The sequence below is a fragment of the Lujinxingia sediminis genome (genome assembly GCF_004005565.1).
In the GTDB taxonomy this organism is placed as follows: domain Bacteria; phylum Myxococcota_A; class Bradymonadia; order Bradymonadales; family Bradymonadaceae; genus Lujinxingia; species Lujinxingia sediminis.
The window spans coordinates 54,419-74,860 of the sequence record NZ_SADD01000012.1; the positions used below are offsets into that span (position 1 = coordinate 54,419).

The window sequence follows — 20,442 nt, forward strand, 5'->3', positions numbered from 1 at the left end:
GGATTTTAAGGTTTTCCGACCGGTCGGTCGGTCTTTTTCTCTCCTTGAAAGCATGGGGGCTCTTTGGCTAAAGGGGGGCGCTTGCCTTAAGGCGTCCCCATAATGGGGGCGTGTGCGGCGTGCATGGTTGCAGGTTGTTGAGGAGTAGATGGTGGCGAGTCGAGACGAGAAGAAGACGCTGGTCGAGATGCTGCGCTGGCGCGCGGCACATGAGGGCGACGCCGCGGCGTACATCTTTTTGGAAGATGGAGAGCGGGAGGGCGCGCGGCTGAGCTTTGCAGAGCTCGATCGCCGCGCCCGGGCGATCGCCGCGCGACTTCAGAAAACGACCCGGCCGGGAGAGCGCGCGCTGATCCTTTATCCGCCCTCGCTCGATTATGTCGCCTCGTTTTTTGGCTGCCTCTACGCCGGGGTGATCGCGGTGCCGGCCTACCCGCCCAATCCGACGCGTTTGCAGCGTACGCTGCCGCGGCTCCAGGCGATTGTCGATGATGCGCGTGCCACCGTGGCGCTGACCACCGAGATGATCGCACAGATGGCCGACTTCCTGGCGATGCAGTCGCCCGGGCTGGGCAAGCTGAGTTGGATCGCCACCGATGTGCTCGAGGCCGATGAGGCCGCGCTCGCCAGCTGGACGGCGCCCCTGATCGACGAGGAGTCGCTGGCCTTTTTGCAGTACACCTCCGGCTCCACGGGGAGCCCCAAAGGGGTGATGCTTGATCATCGGACGCTGCTCAAGAATGAGACGTTGATCGAGCTCGGATATCGCGCCAAACCCGACGATGTGATCGTCAGCTGGCTGCCTCTCTACCATGATATGGGATTGATTGGCGGGGTGTTGCTGCCGGTGTTCAACGGTTGCTCCAGCGTGCTGATGTCACCGCTCGACTTTTTGAAAAAGCCGCAGCGCTGGCTGGAGGCGTTTACAAAGTATAAGGGAACGCTCTCCGCAGCGCCGAACTTCGCCTTCGACCTGTGTGTGCGACGTGTGCCCGAAGATGTGCGCGACGGCCTCGATCTTTCGAGCTGGGAGGTGGCCTGCAACGGGGCGGAGCCGGTGCGCATGGAAACCCAGGCGCGTTTCTCCGACTATTTTGCGCCCTCGGGCTTTCAGCCCGGGGCATTCTCCCCCTCGTACGGTCTGGCCGAGGTGGGGCTTCTGGTCTCGACGCCGGAGCGGATGGTCGAGCCGGTGGAGCTTGAGGTTGAGGGGACGATGTGGCCGAGCTGCGGCCGGCCGGTGGGCGATTTCGAGGTGCGCATCGTCCACCCCGACACCCTCGAGGTTTGCGATGAGGGGGAGGTCGGGGAAATCTGGCTTGCCGGGGGAAGCGTGGCGCGGGGGTACTGGGAGCGCCCGGAGGTGAATCGGGAGGTCTTTGGCGCGCGGCTGCACGGGAGCGATCAGACCTACCTTCGTACAGGCGATCTGGGGGCCATGGTGGGCGGGGAGCTCGTGGTGACCGGGAGGCTCAAAGATCTGATCGTGATCCGCGGCGCGAACCATTACCCGCAAGATCTGGAGGCGACCGTCGAGGGTGTGGACGCGGCGCTTCGGCCGGGGTGTGGCGCGGCCTTTGCGTGGACGGTCGAGGGCGAAGAGCGCCTGGTGGTGGTGCATGAGCTCGAGAAAGACGCCGTCGAGCGCGCTCCACACCTTATCGAAGCGGTGCGGGCGGCGCTGGTCGCCACGCACGAGGTCAACCCCTTTGATGTGGTGCTGATCAAGGCGCGCAGCATTGAGAAGACCTCCAGCGGAAAGATCCAACGGCGCGCCACGCGTAACGCCTATGAGGCCGGGACGCTTGAGGTGGTGGCCTCGGCCCGGGAGCTTGCTGAGGCCGGTGAGCCGGTTGCGGCTGCGCCGGAAGAGGCAGTCGGAGCGCCGAAGGAAGAGCGCAGCGAGGCGGTCAGCGAAGCGCCTCACGTGCGTGCGGTGGGCGAAGTTGCGCGCTGGCTTCGCGTGCGGGTCGCCGAAGAAGCGGGTGTCTCGGAGATGACAGTGAGTCTGCGCTCGCCATTTGCCAACTACGGCCTGGGCTCGGCCGAGGCGGTGGGGCTTGTGGGAGAGCTTGAAGAGGCGTTCGGTGTGAGCCTTGCGGCCACCACACTCTATGATTTTCCGACGATTGCGCAGCTCGCGCGTCATGTGGAGATGATGCGCGCGGACGCGACCTCCTCGCCACGCGCGACGCCAGCCGATGCAGCAACTTCGCAGCCTGCTCGACGCACTTCCGCCACGGGGCAGGAGGGCGCGGTGGCCATCGTCGGGATGGCGTGTCGCTTCCCCGCGGCCGAGGGCGTGGAGGCGTTCTGGCACCTTCTGAGCGAGGGCAAAAGCGGCATCACCGAGGTGCCCGCCTGGCGCTGGAAAAAAGAAGATTATCTGGAAGCGACGGCGGTGGGCTTTGACGTGATGGTCACCCCGCGCGCGGGCTTCGTCGACGGCGTGGAGGCCTTTGATGCCTCCTTCTTCGGGATTTCGCCCCGGGAAGCGCGGGCGATGGACCCGCAGCAGCGCCTGATGATGGAGGTGGCCTGGCACGCGCTGGAAGACGCGGGCTTTAACGCCGAGTTGCTGTCGGGAAGTCGTACCGGGGTCTTTGTCGGGCAGAGCGGCAGCGATTTTGCGCGCCTCTATCAGGGCGCGGCGGTGCGGGCCGGCACCGGGCTTTCGGCCAGTATTACTGCCAACCGTTTGTCGTACGCCTGGGACTTGCGCGGGCCGAGTCAGACGGTGGACACGGCGTGCTCGTCGAGCCTTGTGGCGCTGGATCAGGCGGTGCTCAACCTGCGTGCCGGCCGCTGCGACCAGGCGGTGGTGGGCGGCGTCAACGCCATCTTCGACCCGCAGGTTTCGGTGGCCTTCTCCCAGGCCGGGATGCTCTCGCCGGATGGTCTTTGCAAAACCTTTGATGCCGGCGCCAACGGCTATGTGCGCGGCGAGGGGTGCGGGGCGGTGGTGCTCAAACGCCTGGAGGATGCGGTGGCTGCCGGGGACCGGATCTGGGCGGTAGTGCGCGGTGTTGCGGTCAACCAGGATGGTCAGACCAACGGGCTGACGGCACCCAACGGGCACGCTCAGCAGGCGGTGATTCGACAGGCCTGGGAGGACGCCGGAGTTGATCCGGCGCTCGCAGGCTACGTGGAGGCACACGGCACCGGCACCGAGCTCGGTGATGCGATCGAGGCCCGGAGTCTGCAGACGGTCTTCGGCGCCGGGCGATCGAGCGGGGCAGCCACGGTTGCGCTGGGGTCGGTGAAGACCAATGTCGGCCACCTGGAGGCTGCCGCCGGTATGGCCGGTCTTATCAAGACTGCGCTGATGCTCTCGCAGAAGACGATCGCGCCGCATCTGAACTTTGAGCGACCCAACCCGGCCTGTGAGCTCGACGGGAGCGCGCTGGACGTTGTGACTGAGGCTCGCCACTGGGAGTTGGCTGAGGGGCAGGCGCGTCGCGCGGGCTTGAGCGGCTTTGGCTTTGGCGGCACCAACGTGCACGTGGTCATCGAGGAGGCGCCGGCGTCGTCGGCGCGCGCCGACGTTGCGCAGCCGGGGCTGAGCGCGTATGAGCGCCGTCGTTTCTGGCCGAATGCCGACCAGATGTTGGATCGGCTGGCCGCACTGAAGGATGAGGATTGAGCGATGAGTGAGACTTCGCAACGGGCGTTGATCACCGGCGGGACTCGCGGGCTGGGGCTGGCGATTGCGCGCCGGCTGGCCGCCGAAGGCTGGTCGCTGGCTCTGACCTACCGCAGCAATGAGGAGGCCGCTCAAGCCGCGCGCGCCGAGCTTGAGGCGATCGAGGGTGTGGGCTCCGTCGTCGTTCGGAAGCTCGATGTGCGGATGAGCGGAGAGGTTGAAGATGCGCTCTACGACATCATCGATGCCCTCGACGGCCTCGACGTGGTGGTCAATAACGCCGGAGTGATGCGCAACCAGGCCGCCGCCATGATGAGCGATGAGGCCTGGCAGGAGGTCATCGACACCAACTTAAGCGGCAGCTTCTATGTGGCGCGCGCCGCCCTGATGCACTTTATGGGGCAGCGTTACGGTCGCATCGTCACCATCTCCTCGGTGGCACAGGAGGGCGCCAGCGGTCAGGCCAACTACGCGGCGAGCAAGGCGGGACTGGTGGCGCTGACAAAGAGTCTCGCAAAAGAGTATGGCCCGCGCGGCATCACCGCCAATGTGGTAGTGCCCGGCCTGCTGGAGACGGAGATGACCGAGGAGCTGGACGCGCGCGTCGGCGAACACTGGAAGCAACACTGTCCCGTCGGTCGTACCGGCTCAGCGGCTGAGGTCGCCGAGGCGGTGTGGTTCTTGAGTCGGCGCGAGGCCGGCTTTATCAACGGCGCGGTGCTGCACGTGAGTGGCGGGTTGGATGTGGCGCCTTAAGGCAACGTGCGGTCGAAACGATGGCGTGCCCGTTCACGGAACATATGTAGCGACGCCCTGCTTTGGCCCTGACCATCACCGAATATGTGTCGCGACACCGTATCAATGACGCCCCAGGGGCGTTGAGGGAGCAGTCTGGATGTACCCGATTGAGTTGAAAGGAAAGGTTGCGCTGATCACCGGCGGCACCCGTGGTATTGGCCTTGGAAGCGCGCTGGCACTGGGACAGGCCGGCGTGCGCTGCGTGCTGACCTACCGCTGGGGCTCGGCCGATGAGTCCGAGCTGCTCGCGAAGTTCGACGCCATCGGCGCTCCTCGTCCCATGCTGGTCGCGGCCGATGTGGCCAACGATGAGGATGTGTCGGCGCTGATGGATGCCATCGCTGCGGAGCACGCCGGAGTCGACATCTTCATCAGCAATGTGGCCTTTGCCGCGCGCACCCCGAGCTTAAGCGACTACAAAAAGCGCTCGTTCTACAAAAGCCTCGACTACAGCACCTGGCCCCTTGTGAGCCATGTGCAGGCGATCTTTGAGCGCTTTGAACGCTACCCGGGCCACGTGCTGGCGATCTCCAGCGATGGGGCCGACCGCTCCTATCCGGCCTATGACTTTGTGGCCGCGTCCAAGAGCGTGCTGGAGGTGTTCGCGCGCTATATGGGCTCGCATCTCGGGGAGTACGGGACAAAGGTCAACGTGCTTCGTTTTGGCATGGTCGCAACCGAGAGCTTTGAGGCGATGTTCGGCGAGTCCTTCTGGGAGTTTCTGCGCGGGGAGGGGATTGAGCGGGAGGATTTGCTCAGCCCTGAGGAGTGCGGCCAGGCGGTGCTGGCGATGTGCAGCGGCCTCTTTGATGCGATGCAGAGTCAGGTCCTCACGCTCGACCGTGGTATGGCCTTTGAAGATAACCTGATGCGCCGTTATGAGCGCTGGAAGAGCGCGCAGGGCTGAGGTTTTTTGGCCGGAGAGCCCGCGCACCCCACGAACAACCTTTGTTGACGAAACATCCAAAGAGAGACGGAGCAGTTATGACGAAAGAAGAGATCATCGAGATCATCAAAAAGCATCTTAAAGATAACCTGGACGACATCGATATCGATACGGTGTCGGCGGAGAGCTCGATGCGTGACTACGGCGCCAACAGCCTGGATATGATCGAGGTGGTCAGCGCCACCATGCGCGAGCTGAAGATTCGCGTGCCCCGCTCCGAGCTCGCTGACGTGCAGACGATCGACGCGCTGGCAGCGAAGTTCCTGGAGCACGTCGAGTAGTACGCCGTGAGCTACCGTTGCTGCCGTGTTCGTCTGCGACGTTGAGGGCATTCCGGGGTGCGCCTTGCTCCTCTCAACGTTTCAGCCATCGCCATCAACATCTGCTCACGACGTCGTAAGTTGAAAGTCGCGCTCGGAGGACCGAGGCGTTTTAGTGATGTGGCGCCCATGAAAGGGCGTAAAGTCGCGCGCCCTTTGAGGGTGCGGCGGGAGCTCGTATGAAGCCTGAAGACGTGTTGAAGTTTAGCCTGGCCGATTTTACCTACAACGACAGCGATGGGGTGCTGAATCCTCCCGAGGATTTCGATGCCTGGATTCAGGATCCGCGTGTCGCCATGGCCATGAGCTTCTTTGAGCAGCCGCTGCACAACTCCCCCAAACCTCGGACCGAGCTCAGCGGCGGGCATCTGGGTAAGCGCCGTCCGGTGATCAACCTGACCTCCTACAACTACCTGGGGCTCTCGACGCACCCGGAGGTGGTGCAGGCCGCTGCCCAGGCCTTGATGCACTACGGGGTGGGGGCGTCGGGGGCGGCGATGCTCTCGGGCACCTTCGATCAGCATGTGCTCCTGGCTCAGGAGCTCGCGGCGTTCAAAGGTCAGGACGCCTGCATGCTCTTCTCAAGCGGCTACGGCGGGAACCTGGGCGCGATCCAGGGACTGCTGCAGAAGGGCGACGTGCTGGTGGTGGATAGCAAATGCCACCGCAGCGTGGTCGATGGCGCGACGCTCTCCGGCGCGAAGATGGTGAGTTTTGCCCATAACGACGCCGCCTCGCTCGACGAGACCTTGACGCGCTATGCTGGCAAACGCCGCATGGTGGTGGTCGAGGGTGTCTACTCGATGGACGGCGACGTCGCCAACCTGCCGGCCTTGCTCGATGTATGCGATGCCCACGATGTGCCGCTCTATCTGGACGAGGCGCACTCCTCGCTGGTCTACGGTGAGACCGGACGCGGGTTGGGTGAGCATTTTGGCGTCGAAGATCGCATCGGCGTGCATTTTGGGACGCTGAGCAAAGCCTTTGGCGGGGTGGGCGGCTTTGTGTGCGGCGAAGCCTCGATCATGCGTTATCTCAAGTGTTACGCGGCGTCCTTCCAGTTCTCCTGCGCGCTGCCGCCGGCCATTGTCGCCGCGATGCGCAAGAGCCTGGAGGTGGCCACGCGCGACAACACGCTTCGCGAGCAGCTCTGGGCCAATGTGCGCCACTTCCGCTCCAACCTGATTGCGATGGGGCTTGATATTGGCGAGTCCACCTCGCAGGTGATTCCGATCATCGTGGGGTCGTCTGGCGAGCAGCTCATCGAGCTTGCGATGGCCGCTCAGGAGCGTGGGCTTTACTTGCAGCCGATCGATTTCCCGGCGGTCGAGGCCCATAGTCGCCGCTTCCGCATCTCGGTCTCGGCACAGCTAAGCGCAGAGGATATCGATGAGGCCTCCAACATCATCGAAGACGTGATCGCTCGCCCGCTGGGGCTTGTGGGCGCGGCGTAATCACGATCTACGGACAGGTGGCAGCAGTGCGTGAGACGGCGATCGACCTGAGTGACGCGGGGATTTCAAAGACCTTGAGGCGTCTGCGTCGCCGCCCGCTTGTGGAGCCTGAGCGTTGGCCTCTCGGAGTGGGGGGGGCGCTTGAGGGGAGGGCGCTGGTTGAGGATCTTTTGCCCCAACGAGGTCCGATGCTTCTGGTCGATGCGCTTGTGGGGGTTGATCGATCCGAACGCCTGGCACTCGGTCGGCGGACGATCACCGCGGATCATGTCGGGCTGGAGGGGCATTTCCCAAACGATCCGGTGCTTCCCGGGGTGCTGCTCATCGAGATGATGGGGCAGGTAGGGCTTTGTCTCTACACCCTGCTTTTGCGCGAGGAAGTCCCGGAGGAGGCCGCCGCCCTGCAGGTGCGTGCGACCAAGATATTGGGCGCGCATTTTGTTGGCGAGGTGAGGCCGGGGGATACCGTCGAGTTGCTCGTGCAGGCCACCAGCTTCGATACGATGCTCGGCGAGTGTGTGGCGCAGGCGTTGGTCGATGGCGAGGTGGTGGGGGTGATGGCCGGTGAAGTGACGGTTTTTTGATCCGTCAGGCCATGCGGCATGGTGTCTTTTGTAGAAAGACAGCCAACTCGGAGGTTGTTGGGGCGTATGGCGTGATGATGATGGAGGTGTTAGCGCTCGCGCAGTGATCTGGATTTGAGGAGGACGCCGATGCCCCTTGCGCCGCATAACCCGTCGAAGGTGTTGGGAAGCCATTGGAGGCGGGTGGAGCCCGAAGATCGCGGCAAGCACTGGGAAGTGGTGCGTTTTGACCGACGCACTGGCGAGGTGGTGCTGCGTGGCGTGCTTACCGGCGAGGAGGTGAAGATGCCGTGGCGCGAGCTTCGGGACCGGGAGCGCTGGACGCCGGGGTGGGTATGAGTCTCAGCGCTGCATAAAGGCGCGAAAGCGCCGCCCTTTGATCTGGCCGTCCTGAATCTGTTGAAGCGCGTCGCGAGCGATGTCGCGGCGCAGGGCGACAAAGGTGATGTGGTTCTGGATGTGGATGTCGCCGATGGCGTCGGCGTCAAAACCAAAGTCGCGGGTGAGCGCGCCGACGATGTCGCCCGGGCGCAGTTTGTCTTTGCGACCGCCTTTGATGGCGACGGTCATGTTTACAGCCGCAGGCGGAGGCGGGGCAGACGGGGAAGGAGCGCTCGCTGCGATCTGGCGAGCATCGGCCAGATGATCTTTAAAGTGGGGGAGCTTTCGGCTGTCTTCGGGGCCGACCAGCGTGATGGCCAGGCCCTCTTCGCCGGCGCGGCCGGTGCGGCCGACGCGATGCACAAAGGCCTCGGCTTCGCGGGGCAGCTCGAAGTTGATGACGGCATCGAGCGCGTCGATGTCCAGCCCTCGGGCGGCCACGTTTGTGGCGACAAGGTGGCGCAGGCTGCCGTTGCTCAAGCGCAGGAGCGTCGTCTCGCGATCGCGCTGCTCCATGCCCCCGTGCAGGGTCTCAGCGCTGTAGCCCGCGTTCTGAAGCCGTGCGACGACGGCCTTACAGGTGTCGCGCTGGTTGCAGAAGATCACCGATGAGGCCGGGGCGAAGTTCTGCAGGACGGCCTCCAGCGCGTCGAGGCGGTCGATGTCGCCGAGCTCGACGATGGTCTGATCAATGTCGGGGGCGTCGGCCTGCCCGACCACCGAGATCTGCCGGGCCTGATGCTGAAAACGTTCGCTGAGCGTGCGAATCGCCTGCGGAAAGGTTGCCGAGAAGAGCAGGGTCTGGCGCTTTGCCGGGCAGGCTTCGGCGACGGTGGCGACATCATCAAGAAAACCCATATCGAGGAGGCGGTCGGCCTCATCGAAGACCAGGGTTTTGATGCGTGACAGATCGATGGTCTGGCGGTCCAGGTGGTCGAGAAGTCGGCCCGGAGTGGCCACGACCACGTCGACGCCGTGCTCCAGCGCGACGCGCTGTCGGGAGAAGGGTGAGCCACCGGTCACCGTGAGGATCTGGGTGTTGGGGAGCGCGCGAGCCAGACGGCGTAGCTCGTCTGTGACCTGGCTTGCGAGCTCGCGCGTGGGGCAGAGGACCAGGGCCTGGGGCAGAGGTTGGGCGGGGGTGACGCGGTGAAGCAGCGCCAGCCCGAAGGCTGCCGTCTTGCCGGTGCCGGTGCTTCCCAGCCCCACCACATCTTGACCGCGCAGCGTGAGCGGAAGGGTGGCCGCCTGGATCGCGGTCATCTGCCGGTACCCGAGCTGGTCGAGGGTCTCCAGCCAGTGCGCTTTGATGGAGAGGGTGGCGAAGGACGCGGTGTCGGGCGCGTCGAGATCGGTCGAGCGGGAAGTGCTCAAAGGATGGGTCCGGGGGTGGGAAGGAAAGGAAGTCTAACCTGGGCGCACCATGAAGGTTTTAAGGGTGAGGGTCAAACATGGTGCAAAAAACAACGGGGTCGCAGTGAGCTTGGTTTGTGGGGGACGTCCCGGGGTCGCGCGGCGAATGACCGTGGGTCTGTCGACGTCGTGCTGGCGAGAGAGACTTCTCTAAAAGTACTACCATCACCACACCTCGTCGTGGCGGTCCCGGGAGATGACGATTCGCCCGGCAGAGTGGGAGGAGGGCGCCGGTGGGTCAGCTTCGCGAGCAACAGAAGCTCCTGCACATCCCGCACCGCGTGCAGGTCGGCGAGGGGGGGAGGTGACGATGGATTCGCGACAGCTCGCGGGTTTTTGAGAGGGGATCTCTCAGAATCTTGAGGTCTATGGTGCGACTTTTGGATGGTAAATGATCGTAATGGGGTGGAATAGGTGGTTTTATGTGTCACAAGGCGCCCTTTCGGGCGCTCTTTTTACGCTGGCACGGGGGTTGCTAGGTGAGAGAACGTACACCTGAATGCGCGCCTGATGCGCCCCAACGATGAGGACCTCGTATGATTCGATCTCTCTCTCGCAACCTGTTGACCGCCGCGCTGGCTATAAGTCTTGCGGCCTGCTCCCAACTCGACGAGAAACCCAACACCAGCCCCGAGCCGGAGGGGCCGGGTGATGTGGTGCGCAGCGAGCTCAGCCGCATCATGGCTCCGGAGGTCGACGTATCGGTTCAGGAGCAGCTCGCTGCCGACAACCGTGACTTCGCGTTCAACCTCTTCGCGCAGCTGCGCGAGGAGGCGGAGGCCGGTGAGAACATTTTTGTTTCGCCGCACTCCATTTCGCTGGCGCTGGCAATGACCTACGGGGGCGCCGAGGCGAACACGAAGGCGGAGATGGCCGAGGCGCTGCGCTTTACGCTGCCCGATGAAGATCTGCACCCGGCGTTCAACCTGCTCGACCAGGAGCTGGCCAGCCGCTCGGAGTACGAACCTTCGGAGGAGAGCGGCGGAGAGCCCCTGGTGCTCAACGTGATCAATCAAACCTGGGGCCAGCAAGGCTTTAGTTTTGAGTCGGACTTCCTCGATCTGCTTGCGCTTCATTACGGCGCGGAGATGCGGATTGTGGACTTCACGAGCGCCACGGAAGCCATTCGTCTGGAGATCAATCAGTGGGTTGAAGATCAAACCAACGAACGCATCAAAGACCTTTTGCCCGAGGGCGTTCTCAGCTCCGACACGCGCCTGGTACTGGTCAACGCGATCTACTTTTACGGCAGTTGGTTAAACGCGTTTGACGAAGATCTGACCGAAGACGCCGCCTTTACGCTGCTCGACGAAAGTCAGGTCAACGTGCCCATGATGAAGCAGGCGGCGGAGTTCGGGTTCTATGACGATGAAACCACGGTGGCGGTGTCGCTTCCCTATGTGGGCGATGAGGCGTCGATGATTGTGTGGATGCCCGCTGATGCCGGCGCCGACTTCGAGGCGTGGGAGCAGGCGATGGCCCGCGAAGACTTCGATGCGATGGCTGCAGCTGTGCGAGGCACACGGGATGGCGAAGTCTTCCTGCCGCGCTTTGAGAGTGAGGGCGACTACACCCTGGTCGATACCTTGAAGGAGCTGGGAATGGAGGATGCCTTCGACTTCTGCGCGGCGGATTTTGGTGGCATCACCGGCTCGGATCCCTGCGTCACCGGGCAGTCGCTCTACATCTCGGAGATCCTGCATAAGAGCTTTGTGAGCGTCGATGAGAAGGGCACCGAGGCGGCTGCGGCCACCGCGGTGATCATGGACACGGAGGCCGGAATTCCGGAGAACCCGCCCAGCGTGCGCTTTGATCGCCCCTTCTACTACGCGGTCTACGACCACGGTACCTCGACGATTCTCTTTATGGGGCGGATGCTCGATCCGAGCTGATGTGTTGAGAGCGCTGCCTTCACCCCGTCTTCAGCAAGGGTTAAAGGTATGAATCGCCCGCTGTGGCCCGACGATTGAGCGGGGCGCAGCGGGCTTTTTTTATGGAGGGGGAGAGGCACCGCCGCTGGAGTGTGGAATGAGCGCAGCCAGAGGGGGAGGGGGGCCGCGGTCGATGATGTGTGGTTGCGCCGCACCAGCAAGCGTAGCGACGACAGCGTGGCCTGGATGTTGACTGTGGAGGGAGAGGTCGGCTCAGCGGAGCGGGAAGAGCGCGCCGGCGAGGCGGTGGGGCAGGTTCGCGAGCAACAGAAGCTCCTGCACATCCCGCACCGCGTGCAGGTTGGCGAGGAGGGGGGGAGGTGACGTAGGACTCGCGACAGAGCGCGGGTTTTTGAGAGGGGAGCTCTCAGAATCTTGAGGTCTATGGTGCGACTTTTGGATGGTAAATAATCGTAATGGGGTGAAATAGAGGGTTTTATGTGTCGCAAGGCACCCTTTCGGGCGCTCTTTTTACGCTGGCACGGGGGTTGCTAAGTGAGAAAACGTACACCTGAATACGCGCCTGATGCGCCCCAACGATGAGGACCTCGTATGATTCGATCTCTCTCTCGCAACCTGTTGACCGCCGCGCTGGCCATAAGTCTTGCGGCCTGCTCCCAACTCGACGAGCAACCCAACACCAGCCCCGAGCCGGAGGGGCCGGGTGATGTGGTGCGCAGCGAGCTCAGCCGCATCATAGCTCCGGAGGTCGACGTATCGGTTCAGGAGCAGCTCGCTGCCGACAACCGTGACTTCGCGTTCAACCTCTTCGCGCAGCTGCGTGAGGAGGCGGAGGTCGGTGAGAACATTTTTGTCTCGCCGCACTCCATTTCGCTGGCGTTGGCAATGACCTACGGCGGGGCCGAGGCGAACACGAAGGCGGAGATGGCTGAGGCGCTGCACTTTACGCTGCCCGATGAAGATCTGCACCCGGCGTTCAACCTGCTCGATCAGGAGCTGGCCAGCCGCTCGGAGTACGAGCCTTCGGAGGAGAGCGGCGGAGAGCCCCTGGTGCTCAACGTGGTCAATCAGACCTGGGGGCAGCAGGGCTTTAGTTTTGAGTCGGACTTCCTCGATCTGCTTGCGCTTCATTACGGCGCGGAGATGCGGCTTGTGGACTTCGCGGGCGCCACGGAAGCCATTCGTCTGGAGATCAATCAGTGGGTTGAAGATCAGACCAACGAACGCATCAAAGACCTTCTGCCCGAGGGCGTTCTCAGCGCAGAGACTCGCCTGGTGCTGGTCAACGCGATTTATTTCTATGGCAGTTGGTTGAACGCGTTTAACGAAGCGCTGACCGAAGACGCCGCCTTTACGTTGCTCGACGAAAGTCAGGTCAACGTGCCCATGATGAAGCAGGCGGCGGAGTTCGGGTTTTACGAGGACGAGAGCACGGTGGCGGCCTCGCTTCCCTATGTGGGCGATGAGGCGTCGATGATTGTGTGGATGCCCGCCGACGCCGAGGCCGATTTCGAGGCGTGGGAGCAGGCGATGGTCCGCGAAGACTTCGATGCGATGGCAGCAGCTGTACGAGGCACACGGGATGGCGAGGTCTTCCTGCCGCGCTTTGAGAGTGAGGGCGACTACTCTCTGGTCGGTCCCTTGAAGGAGCTGGGAATGGAGGATGCCTTCGAATTCTGCGCGGCGGATTTTGGTGGCATCAACGGCTCGGAGCCCTGCATCCCGGGGAGCTCGCTCTCCATCTCGGAGATTCTGCACAAGAGCTTTGTGAGCGTCGACGAGGAAGGCACCGAGGCGGCTGCGGCCACGGCGGTGATCATGGCGGGCCCGGATTCCTCAATTCCGGAGAACCCGCCCAGCGTGCGCTTTGATCGTCCCTTCTACTACGCGGTCTACGACCACGGCACCTCGACGATCCTCTTTATGGGGCGGATGCTCGATCCGAGCTAAAACATGTCAAGCGCGTTCTTCAACCCGCCTTCACAGCGGGTTGTGAATAGCCCGCTGTGCCCCGACGTCTGAGCAGGGGCGCAGCGGGCTTTTGTACGAAGGGAGAGAGGGGCTGGCGCTGGTGCGTGGATGGATCGCGGTCGTGGCAACGTGATAGGCGTTTGCGGGAGGTGATGTGTGGGAGAGTCAACACCAGGGATGACCGGAGGGATGTGGGGAGCGCTGATACTGGTGATGCTTCTGCCACACGTTGTTCAGGCGCAACCCGCCACGCGCTGTGAGGTGGTCGGTGAGGCGTCGGGGTGGATTGACCTGAGCTGTGCCAATGCTCAAGTTATGGTGCAGAGCGGCCCGGCGCTGAGCGGATCGGTTGCGCGGCAGTTTGCCTATGCGTCGGATCGCATCCGCGCTGAGCTCGGCGGCGGAGTGAGCGGAGAGCATGTGCGCGCGCAGATCGGCGGGCGAGCTCAAGATGCGATCGCCTTTGTAGTACGCGCCGACACGACGAGCCTGCTGGGTTACCCGATGATCGATCCGGAGGGCGAGGTGCGTCACCGCGGCCTCTCCACGCTTCTTGAAACGCCTACCCACGGAAGCGTGAGGGCCAGCTGTGTGATGCCATCTTCGGTATTTGAGGCATCACAATGTGAGGCGATCCTGAATCGGCTGAGCGTCGAGGGGCTCGACGCGGCGGCAACCGGTGCGAACGACGGACTGAGAGTGGGGGGCCAGCCCGTGGCCTTGAGCCCGGACTGCGATGTGGCATCCCATTCACGGGTGGTCTGCGATGGGGGGGAACTCACCTGGAGTCAGGGAGACACGTCCACAACGGCCAGCGCACAGCGTGAGGCGATTGAGGCGATGACGCGCCATAACGGGAAGGGAGGCATCCATAACCCGCACACCGAGCATGCCTGCACGCTTTTGGGGCAGCCGACGACCTGCCACGCGGTGGGGTGGAACGGGGTGACGCAGAGCACGTCGTACTGGCTCTACTCGGCGCATGTGGAGCGCGGGGAGCGCTCGGTGCATCTCACGTGCTGGTTCGACGCTCGTGAAGTGATGCCCACACCGTGTCGTGACTTCTTCGGCGGTGTGCACCGCCAGGCCGGGCGCTGAGGGGGGGCCGAATCAGGCCGGGAGCGTTTCAACGATCTTCTCGGCCGGCGTGCTCTCCAGCGATGTCGCCATGCGCACACAGACCCGGGTGCCCTCACCGGGGGTGGAACTCACATGAATGTCACCGCCGAGAAGATCGCAGAAATGGCGGGTGATCGTCAGGCCAAGGCCCGTGCCACCGAACTGGCGGGTGGTGGAGGTGTCGGCCTGAGTGAAGGCGTCAAAGACCCGCTCCAGCTGCTCGGGGCTCATACCGATGCCGGTGTCGCGGACCTCGAAGAGCATCTGGCCGCTCGCGTCGCAGCTGCGCGCGTGCAGGATGATCTGGCCCTGTTGGGTAAATTTGCAGGCGTTGCTCAGGAGGTTGAAGAGCACCTGGCGAACTTTGGTGGCGTCGGATTGCATGGGGCCAAGCTCACCATCGACGTTGAGGCTCAATTGATTGCCGTTCTTTTCGGCCAGGGGGCGTACCGTGTCGCAGATCTCGTCGAGGAGGGGGCGAGTCTCAAAGGGCTCGATGTGGGTGGTCATCTTGCCGGCCTCGATCTTGGAGAGATCGAGAATGTCGCTGATGATCATGAGCAGGTGTTTGCCAGCGGTGCGGATTCGGCGCAGGTCAGGCAAAAAGCCTTCGACGCGTTGCTGTGGAGCATCGGGGGACTCCTGGCTCATTAACTGGATCTCTTCCATGAGCATCTCGGAGTAGCCGATGACCGCGTTGAGCGGGGTGCGCAGCTCGTGACTCATGTTGGCCAGGAAGGTGCTCTTGGCCAGGCTGGCCTCAATGGCCTCGTCGCGGGCCTGGCGAAGTTGGCGGTCGGCCTCCTTGCGCTCGGTGATGTCGCGCATGATCAAGACCACACTCTGACGACCGCTACCCTCAAGGGCGCCGAAGGCGATCTCGGCCGGGAACATGCTCTCGTCGGCTCTCACCGCGCTGTGTTCTTCGGTGAGGCCGAAGGCTCCGGCGGCGCTCTCAAGGGCGCGGCGTGCATCAAGCGAGACGACCAGCTCTCCGATGGGTCGTCCCAGCAGGGCATCACGATCCTGGTCCAGGATGCGGGCGGCGGCGTTGTTGGCGTTGAGTACGCGCCCCTCCAGATCGAGGGTGAGGATGCCGTCGGGGGCCGTCTCCAGCACCGTGCGGGTCTCTGCGGCGGTGGCGCGTATGGTGTCGACAAGCCAACTCTGAAGATGATCTTTGAGCAGAATGACGGCGAAGACCATGGAGCTGAGCCCGAGCACGCCCACGGCTCGATGGGCCAGGTCCAGGCGAGGGTCGAGCTGATCGGGGAAGGTGTGGCCGAGGAGCTCGGCGCCGATGAAGCCGCCCCAGGTCAGAAGGGCCACGCCCATCCAGACCATGGCGCTGCGCGCATTAAAAAAGAGCAGCGAGTAGACCGGCATCAGCAAGAGCCAGTTGACCGGGGGAGCGTGCAGGCCGCCGAAGAGGGTGCCCAGACCGGTGAAGAGGGCGTAAAGGGTCAGGATCAGGAAGTTGCCGGCGATGTTGAGGCTGCCGGTCCACTTGAGAAGAAAGGGGGTGATGACGGAGGTCACCGTGGCGGCGGCTACCGCCCACATCGCCGCCGGTGAACCGCCAAAGTAGTACAGTGCGCAGGCTACCGGGCCCCAGCCCAGAAGCGCGAAGACGGACTGCACGGCGATGCGCGCCTGGCGCCGCTGCAAGCCCTCGGCAGGGAAATGCGCGGGTACAAAATAGTCAACCAAACCGGTCATAAGAGCCCCGTCCAGAGATCACGACCGCGCTCACGTCAATGCGCGAGTGTCATCGGGTCGAACTCCACGAAAGATGATGAAGGCGGCTCTTATACCCTTTTGGGGCGAGTGACGCAATGGGTGGGCGGGGGGGGGAAGGCGCCTGAGGCGCCTCTTTCAACCGCTAACCTTGTAGTTGAAAACCCGCGACTCCGCGCTGTCGAGCAGACGCAGGGTAACCACGCCCACGTCGTCCGGTTTGCCCAGGAAAAGATCCAGGAAGCTGTCTTCGATGATGCGCTCCCAGGTGGCGGGCTCGATGCCCTGGACCAGTGGGGTGATGCCGACCCAGCGCTTCTGGCCGGGGTGCTCTTCGACGAAGAAGGACCCGACCAGGCGCGACTCTCCCTCGGCCGGTTTGTAGATCGCCTCGAAGATGGTGTCCTCGCCCTTATAACGGCCCTGGATCTGCACGCGCAGTGGGAGGATGCGAATGTCGCGGGCAGCCGAGGCGCTGAGCTCCTCGGGGGTGTCGAGATCGACCAGGGCCCGCAGCAGACGCTGCTCTTTCTTTTTGCCCTCAAGATCCCAGCGCCAGTGGTTTTTCTGGCGCACGCGGAAGGTGTCGGTGTTTCGCCCGCGGAGGATCAAAAAGTTGCCATCGTAGGTGTAATCGCCGGTCTCAATGGCGCGGCGCGAGTCGTTTTTGATCTGGTAGCGGGTAAAGCCGCCATCGAGGCGAAACGCGAGCTGCTGGCGGGTGCGCTCGTGGCCACGTTCCATGTCAAAATCTTCGGGCACGTAGAACCAGACACCGCGGATGGCTTCGGGCAAGAATCGAGACGACATCAGGGCTCCGTGAGTTCGGCGATGGTGAGAGGGATGGGGGTGGCCAGGCGCCCGGCGACCTGAGCGGCCCAGGCTTGACGGGATTGATGCGAGCGCAGGTGGTCGGGGCAGGGGATTTCCAGGGCCTGGCCGCCGGTGCGGTGAATCAGGCTGACGACTTCGCCATCGAGCATCACCGCCAGCGTGGTGGAGGTGTGGGAGGACGCAGCGCCGCGGAGCGTCTCGGCGCTGCCTGGCTCAAGCTCGATCTGTACAAAAGGAATGCCAGCCGGGCTGGAGCGAAGTTCGCTGGAGGCCAGATTCTCCTCGGTGGCCAGGACCTCTCCCAGGTCGAGGGTGCGCCAGCCCTCGCGGGTGGGGAAGACCTCGACGCGCGTCTCACCCAGGGCCAGGCGGCGCGTGAAGCGATGGAGGGTGGCAAAATCGGCGCTCCAGAGGTGCACGCGGTCGGGGCTGACCTGACCGGGGTTCTGGCGGATCTCGACGCCTTCGGGGAGTTGCCCGGCGAGTTCGGTCCAGTGCGGGCTACGCTCGGCGACCGGGCGAATTTCGAGTTTGCCGGGAGCAAGAAGCGCCCCGCGCACCACCTGCGCGGAGAGGGCGCCAGGGGCGACGACCTGGATGTGATTCTGAGGAGTGACGATCGCCCGCGGATCTTTGACGCCGATGGCTTTGAGCCGGGTGAGAATGCGTTTGGAGGCTTCTTCGGCAAGCAGACGACGGGCGCGGGTGCGTCTGGTGTCGTCGGGTTCGGCTTCAATGTCGGGGGACTCCACCACAAGAGTCAGGCGCACGGTGCGGTCGGAATGACGTTGAACGCGCTGGGCTTCGGCGCTCGTCGCGCTCGGGCCGGCCAGCAGGGCCGTGGTGCCCAGGAGCGCGATCAGTGCGACCGCGGCGCTTCGAAGACCAGAAAGTGTGCGAGCGTTCATGGTGGAGTCCCTGAGGTTAGAAACGTGTCAGCATCCTATCTTCAGATCTGACGGCTGACGTAGTCGATAAAGTCAATCTTGGTGATGATGCCCACGAGTTTTTTACCATCGAGCACCAGCACGACCTTGTTCTGTCGGAAGAACTGTCCGATGAGGCTGACGCGGTTGGTGGGCTCGACCACAGCAAAATTCGTCTCGATGAGCCCGTTGATGGGATCATCGCCCTTGCCGCCTTCGCTTAAGAGGTGGTTGAGCACGTCGGATTCGCTGACGATGCCCACGATGCGATCGCCCTCAATGACCGGAAGCTGGCTGATGCCGTGGGTCTTCATCAGGCCGACGACCTCGGCGACGCTGGCACCCTTCTCGGTGGTGAAGACGGTCTGCTTCTGGCCGTTGAGCATGTCGGCGACGGTGCCCACGCCGCGATCTTCGTCGAGGAAGCCGTTCTCGCGCATCCACTCGTCATCAAAGATCTTGGTGAGGTAGCGCCCGGCGGTGTCGCACATGATGGTGACGATGTTGGCGTGGCGGTCGATGCGCTCGGCGTACTTGACCGCGCCGGCCAGACATCCTCCCGAGGAGCCGCCGGCAAAGATGCCTTCCTCGCGCACCAGGCGTCGGGTGGTGACGAAGCATTCTTTGTCGGTGACGCGCACGACCTCATCAACGTAGTCGAAGTCCATCGTCGAGGGGATGATGTCCTCGCCGAAGCCCTCAACGAGATAGGAGTTGGCCTCGGTCATTTTGCCGGTCTTGAAGTAGTCGTAATAGATCGAGCCGATGGGATCGACGCCGACGACCTGGATGTTGGGGTTTTGCTCTTTGAGGTATTTGGCGGTTCCGCTGATGGTGCCGCCGGTGCCCATGGTCGCCACAAAGACGTCGATCTTGCCCTCGGTCTGCTCCCAGAGCTCGGGGCCGGTTTTCACGTAGTGGGCCCGGGGGTTCGACGGGTTGTGGTACTGGTTGGCGTGGAAGGCGTTGGGGGTTTCCTGAGCCAGGCGGATGGCCACCGAGTAGTAGGAGCGGGGATCGTCGGGCTCGACGGCGGTGGGACAGACGACCACGCGAGCGCCGAAGGCGCGAAGGGTCTTGATCTTCTCGTCGCTCATCTTGTCGGGCATCACGAAGATGCACTTGTAGCCCTTGATGGCGGCGGCCATCGCAAGACCCATACCGGTGTTGCCGCTGGTGGCCTCGACGATGGTGCCGCCGGGGCGCAGCAGGCCCTGGGCTTCGGCATCTTCGATGATCTGGAGGGCGGGACGATCTTTAACGCTGGAGCCCGGGTTGAGGTACTCCAGCTTCAGGAAGATGTCTGCCTTGACATGGCTGGCGATGGTGTGGCTCTTGACCAGCGGCGTGTTACCGATGACTTCCAGGATGTGATTGGCGGCTTTCATAGCGTTCTCCCGTGGAGGTGGCCGGTGCGAAAATTGGGCGTAAAAGACGCCTCAAGTGGTAGCACCACCGCCGCCGGGCGGACAAGGGAAGTTGGCAGACGCGTTGGCATGGTGGGTGGCACGAGGTCGGGTCGCAGGTTGAGAACAGGCCGCAGCAGGTGGTGATTCCGCCCGGCGAAAGCGCGACGGATCAGGACGGGAGCGAGACGATGGCCACGATCGTGGTAGGTGATGTCCACGGGTGTCTCCGTGAGCTGAAGCAGGTGCTGGAGCGGGCGGGGTTTGAGGCGGGGCGTGACCGGGCGATATTTGTGGGCGATCTGGTCAACGGGGGGCCGGATTCGCTCGGGGTGATGCGCTTTGTGAGGGGGCTGGGGGATGCGGCCGAGGTGGTGCTGGGCAACCACGATCTGCATATGCTGGCGGTGGGGCTGGGAGCGCGGAAGGCCCGGGATAAGGATACCTTTGGGGATGTGCTCGGTGCCCCGGACCGGGACGCGCTTCTGGAGTGGCTTCGTCAACGGCCGATGATCGTGCGTGCGGGGCAGAATCTGGTGGTGCACGCCGGGCTGTGGCCTCAGTGGACCGCGACGCAGGCCGAGGCGGTGGCGCGGGAGGTTGAGGCGGCGTTGCGCGCTGAGGACTTCGGCCGGGTGTTTGAGGTTATGTACGGCAATGAGCCGCGGCAGTGGCGAGATGACCTTGAGGGCGAGGCGCGTCTGCGGGTGGCGATCAACATCATGACGCGCATGAGGGTGCTGGAGGCCGATGGCTCGTTGGAGTTCGACTATAAGTCGACCTACGAGGCGATCGAGGCGCCCCGACATGCCTGGTTTGACGCCGAGCCTGCGCGCTGGGCATGCGATGGGCCGCAGGCCGACGGGGTGCGCGTGATCTGCGGACATTGGTCGGCGCTGGGCTATATGCAGACGCCGCGTCTGCTCGCGCTTGATACAGGCTGTGTGTGGCCGCGCGCTCAGCGCGGTGCGTCTGGAGGACGGACACCTCGTTCAGGTGATGCGTGACGGGATGGTGC

The 20,442-nt window shown here is 63.6% G+C and carries 17 protein-coding genes; 12 read left to right on the top strand and 5 right to left on the bottom strand.

What is annotated here, in order from left to right; translation table 11 throughout:
• The first annotated feature begins 151 nt into the window (after positions 1-151).
• From EA187_RS16130 to EA187_RS16160, 7 genes are all read left to right on the top strand, one after another.
• Positions 152-3,643 carry a beta-ketoacyl synthase N-terminal-like domain-containing protein gene (locus EA187_RS16130; protein ID WP_164856331.1) on the top strand — a complete coding sequence of 1,164 codons (3,492 nt, stop codon included), beginning with the start codon at positions 152-154 and terminating at the stop codon, positions 3,641-3,643.
• Between the two features lie 3 nt (positions 3,644-3,646).
• Positions 3,647-4,399, top strand: a complete 753-nt coding sequence (gene fabG / locus EA187_RS16135; RefSeq protein WP_127780930.1) for a 3-oxoacyl-ACP reductase FabG — start codon at positions 3,647-3,649, stop codon at positions 4,397-4,399.
• A 139-nt stretch (positions 4,400-4,538) separates the two neighbouring features.
• Entirely contained in the window at positions 4,539-5,348 is an 810-nt protein-coding gene (locus EA187_RS16140) for an SDR family oxidoreductase (protein WP_127780931.1), read from the top strand.
• A gap of 77 nt (positions 5,349-5,425) precedes the next feature.
• Complete coding sequence (locus tag EA187_RS16145) at positions 5,426-5,668, top strand: phosphopantetheine-binding protein (protein WP_115607996.1); 243 nt, start codon at positions 5,426-5,428, stop codon at positions 5,666-5,668.
• Positions 5,669-5,886: 218 nt separating this feature from the next.
• On the top strand, positions 5,887-7,161 hold the full coding sequence (locus tag EA187_RS16150; protein ID WP_115607998.1) for an aminotransferase class I/II-fold pyridoxal phosphate-dependent enzyme: 1,275 nt from the start codon (positions 5,887-5,889) through the stop codon (positions 7,159-7,161).
• Between the two features lie 17 nt (positions 7,162-7,178).
• Positions 7,179-7,745: a 3-hydroxyacyl-ACP dehydratase FabZ family protein gene (locus EA187_RS16155; protein WP_164856332.1), complete on the top strand. Its 567-nt coding sequence runs from the start codon at positions 7,179-7,181 to the stop codon at positions 7,743-7,745.
• Positions 7,746-7,874: 129 nt separating this feature from the next.
• Positions 7,875-8,084: a TIGR02450 family Trp-rich protein gene (locus tag EA187_RS16160; RefSeq protein WP_127780933.1), complete on the top strand. Its 210-nt coding sequence runs from the start codon at positions 7,875-7,877 to the stop codon at positions 8,082-8,084.
• A 3-nt stretch (positions 8,085-8,087) separates the two neighbouring features.
• On the opposite strand, the gene dbpA is transcribed toward EA187_RS16160, so the two are convergent.
• Entirely contained in the window at positions 8,088-9,500 is a 1,413-nt protein-coding gene (dbpA, locus tag EA187_RS16165; protein ID WP_127780934.1) for an ATP-dependent RNA helicase DbpA, read from the bottom strand.
• 575 nt (positions 9,501-10,075) lie between these two features.
• Here dbpA and EA187_RS16170 point away from each other — a divergent pair.
• From EA187_RS16170 to EA187_RS16185, 4 genes are all read left to right on the top strand, one after another.
• Positions 10,076-11,431 (top strand): serpin family protein, encoded by a 1,356-nt coding sequence (locus tag EA187_RS16170; protein ID WP_127780935.1) that lies wholly within the window; start codon positions 10,076-10,078, stop codon positions 11,429-11,431.
• 183 nt (positions 11,432-11,614) lie between these two features.
• Positions 11,615-11,794, top strand: a complete 180-nt coding sequence (locus EA187_RS16175; protein WP_127780936.1) for a hypothetical protein — start codon at positions 11,615-11,617, stop codon at positions 11,792-11,794.
• A 228-nt stretch (positions 11,795-12,022) separates the two neighbouring features.
• Positions 12,023-13,381, top strand: a complete 1,359-nt coding sequence (locus EA187_RS16180; protein ID WP_127780937.1) for a serpin family protein — start codon at positions 12,023-12,025, stop codon at positions 13,379-13,381.
• Positions 13,382-13,558: 177 nt separating this feature from the next.
• Complete coding sequence (locus tag EA187_RS16185; RefSeq protein WP_127780938.1) at positions 13,559-14,500, top strand: hypothetical protein; 942 nt, start codon at positions 13,559-13,561, stop codon at positions 14,498-14,500.
• Positions 14,501-14,512: 12 nt separating this feature from the next.
• Here EA187_RS16185 and EA187_RS16190 read toward each other — a convergent pair whose 3' ends face one another.
• The 4 genes from EA187_RS16190 to EA187_RS16205 all read right to left on the bottom strand — a co-directional run bounded on the left by EA187_RS16190 (position 14,513) and on the right by EA187_RS16205 (position 19,406).
• Positions 14,513-16,240: a sensor histidine kinase gene (locus EA187_RS16190; protein ID WP_127780939.1), complete on the bottom strand. Its 1,728-nt coding sequence runs from the start codon at positions 16,238-16,240 to the stop codon at positions 14,513-14,515.
• A gap of 156 nt (positions 16,241-16,396) precedes the next feature.
• Positions 16,397-17,068: a hypothetical protein gene (locus tag EA187_RS16195; protein WP_115608015.1), complete on the bottom strand. Its 672-nt coding sequence runs from the start codon at positions 17,066-17,068 to the stop codon at positions 16,397-16,399.
• On the bottom strand, positions 17,068-18,000 hold the full coding sequence (locus EA187_RS16200; RefSeq protein WP_115608017.1) for a preprotein translocase subunit SecD family protein: 933 nt from the start codon (positions 17,998-18,000) through the stop codon (positions 17,068-17,070). The genes EA187_RS16195 and EA187_RS16200 overlap by 1 nt, the downstream gene beginning before the upstream one ends.
• Positions 18,001-18,041: 41 nt before the next feature.
• Positions 18,042-19,406: a cystathionine beta-synthase gene (locus EA187_RS16205; RefSeq protein WP_127780940.1), complete on the bottom strand. Its 1,365-nt coding sequence runs from the start codon at positions 19,404-19,406 to the stop codon at positions 18,042-18,044.
• 209 nt (positions 19,407-19,615) lie between these two features.
• On the opposite strand from EA187_RS16205, the gene EA187_RS16210 reads away from it, so the two are divergent.
• A complete protein-coding gene (locus EA187_RS16210) occupies positions 19,616-20,431 on the top strand; it encodes a symmetrical bis(5'-nucleosyl)-tetraphosphatase (RefSeq protein WP_206524406.1) in 816 nt (271 codons plus the stop codon).
• Positions 20,432-20,442 lie beyond the last annotated feature (11 nt).

Bases quoted from the DNA above. Each gene is read 5' to 3' on its own strand.
- fabG (WP_127780930.1), top strand. From the start codon at position 3,647: ATGAGTGAGACTTCGCAACGGGCGTTGATCACCGGCGGGACTCGCGGG.
- EA187_RS16140 (WP_127780931.1), top strand. From the start codon at position 4,539: ATGTACCCGATTGAGTTGAAAGGAAAGGTTGCGCTGATCACCGGCGGC.
- EA187_RS16145 (WP_115607996.1), top strand. From the start codon at position 5,426: ATGACGAAAGAAGAGATCATCGAGATCATCAAAAAGCATCTTAAAGAT.
- EA187_RS16150 (WP_115607998.1), top strand. From the start codon at position 5,887: ATGAAGCCTGAAGACGTGTTGAAGTTTAGCCTGGCCGATTTTACCTAC.
- EA187_RS16160 (WP_127780933.1), top strand. From the start codon at position 7,875: ATGCCCCTTGCGCCGCATAACCCGTCGAAGGTGTTGGGAAGCCATTGG.
- EA187_RS16170 (WP_127780935.1), top strand. From the start codon at position 10,076: ATGATTCGATCTCTCTCTCGCAACCTGTTGACCGCCGCGCTGGCTATA.
- EA187_RS16180 (WP_127780937.1), top strand. From the start codon at position 12,023: ATGATTCGATCTCTCTCTCGCAACCTGTTGACCGCCGCGCTGGCCATA.
- EA187_RS16190 (WP_127780939.1), bottom strand. From the start codon at position 16,240: ATGACCGGTTTGGTTGACTATTTTGTACCCGCGCATTTCCCTGCCGAG.
- EA187_RS16195 (WP_115608015.1), bottom strand. From the start codon at position 17,068: ATGTCGTCTCGATTCTTGCCCGAAGCCATCCGCGGTGTCTGGTTCTAC.
- EA187_RS16200 (WP_115608017.1), bottom strand. From the start codon at position 18,000: ATGAACGCTCGCACACTTTCTGGTCTTCGAAGCGCCGCGGTCGCACTG.
- EA187_RS16205 (WP_127780940.1), bottom strand. From the start codon at position 19,406: ATGAAAGCCGCCAATCACATCCTGGAAGTCATCGGTAACACGCCGCTG.
- EA187_RS16210 (WP_206524406.1), top strand. From the start codon at position 19,616: ATGGCCACGATCGTGGTAGGTGATGTCCACGGGTGTCTCCGTGAGCTG.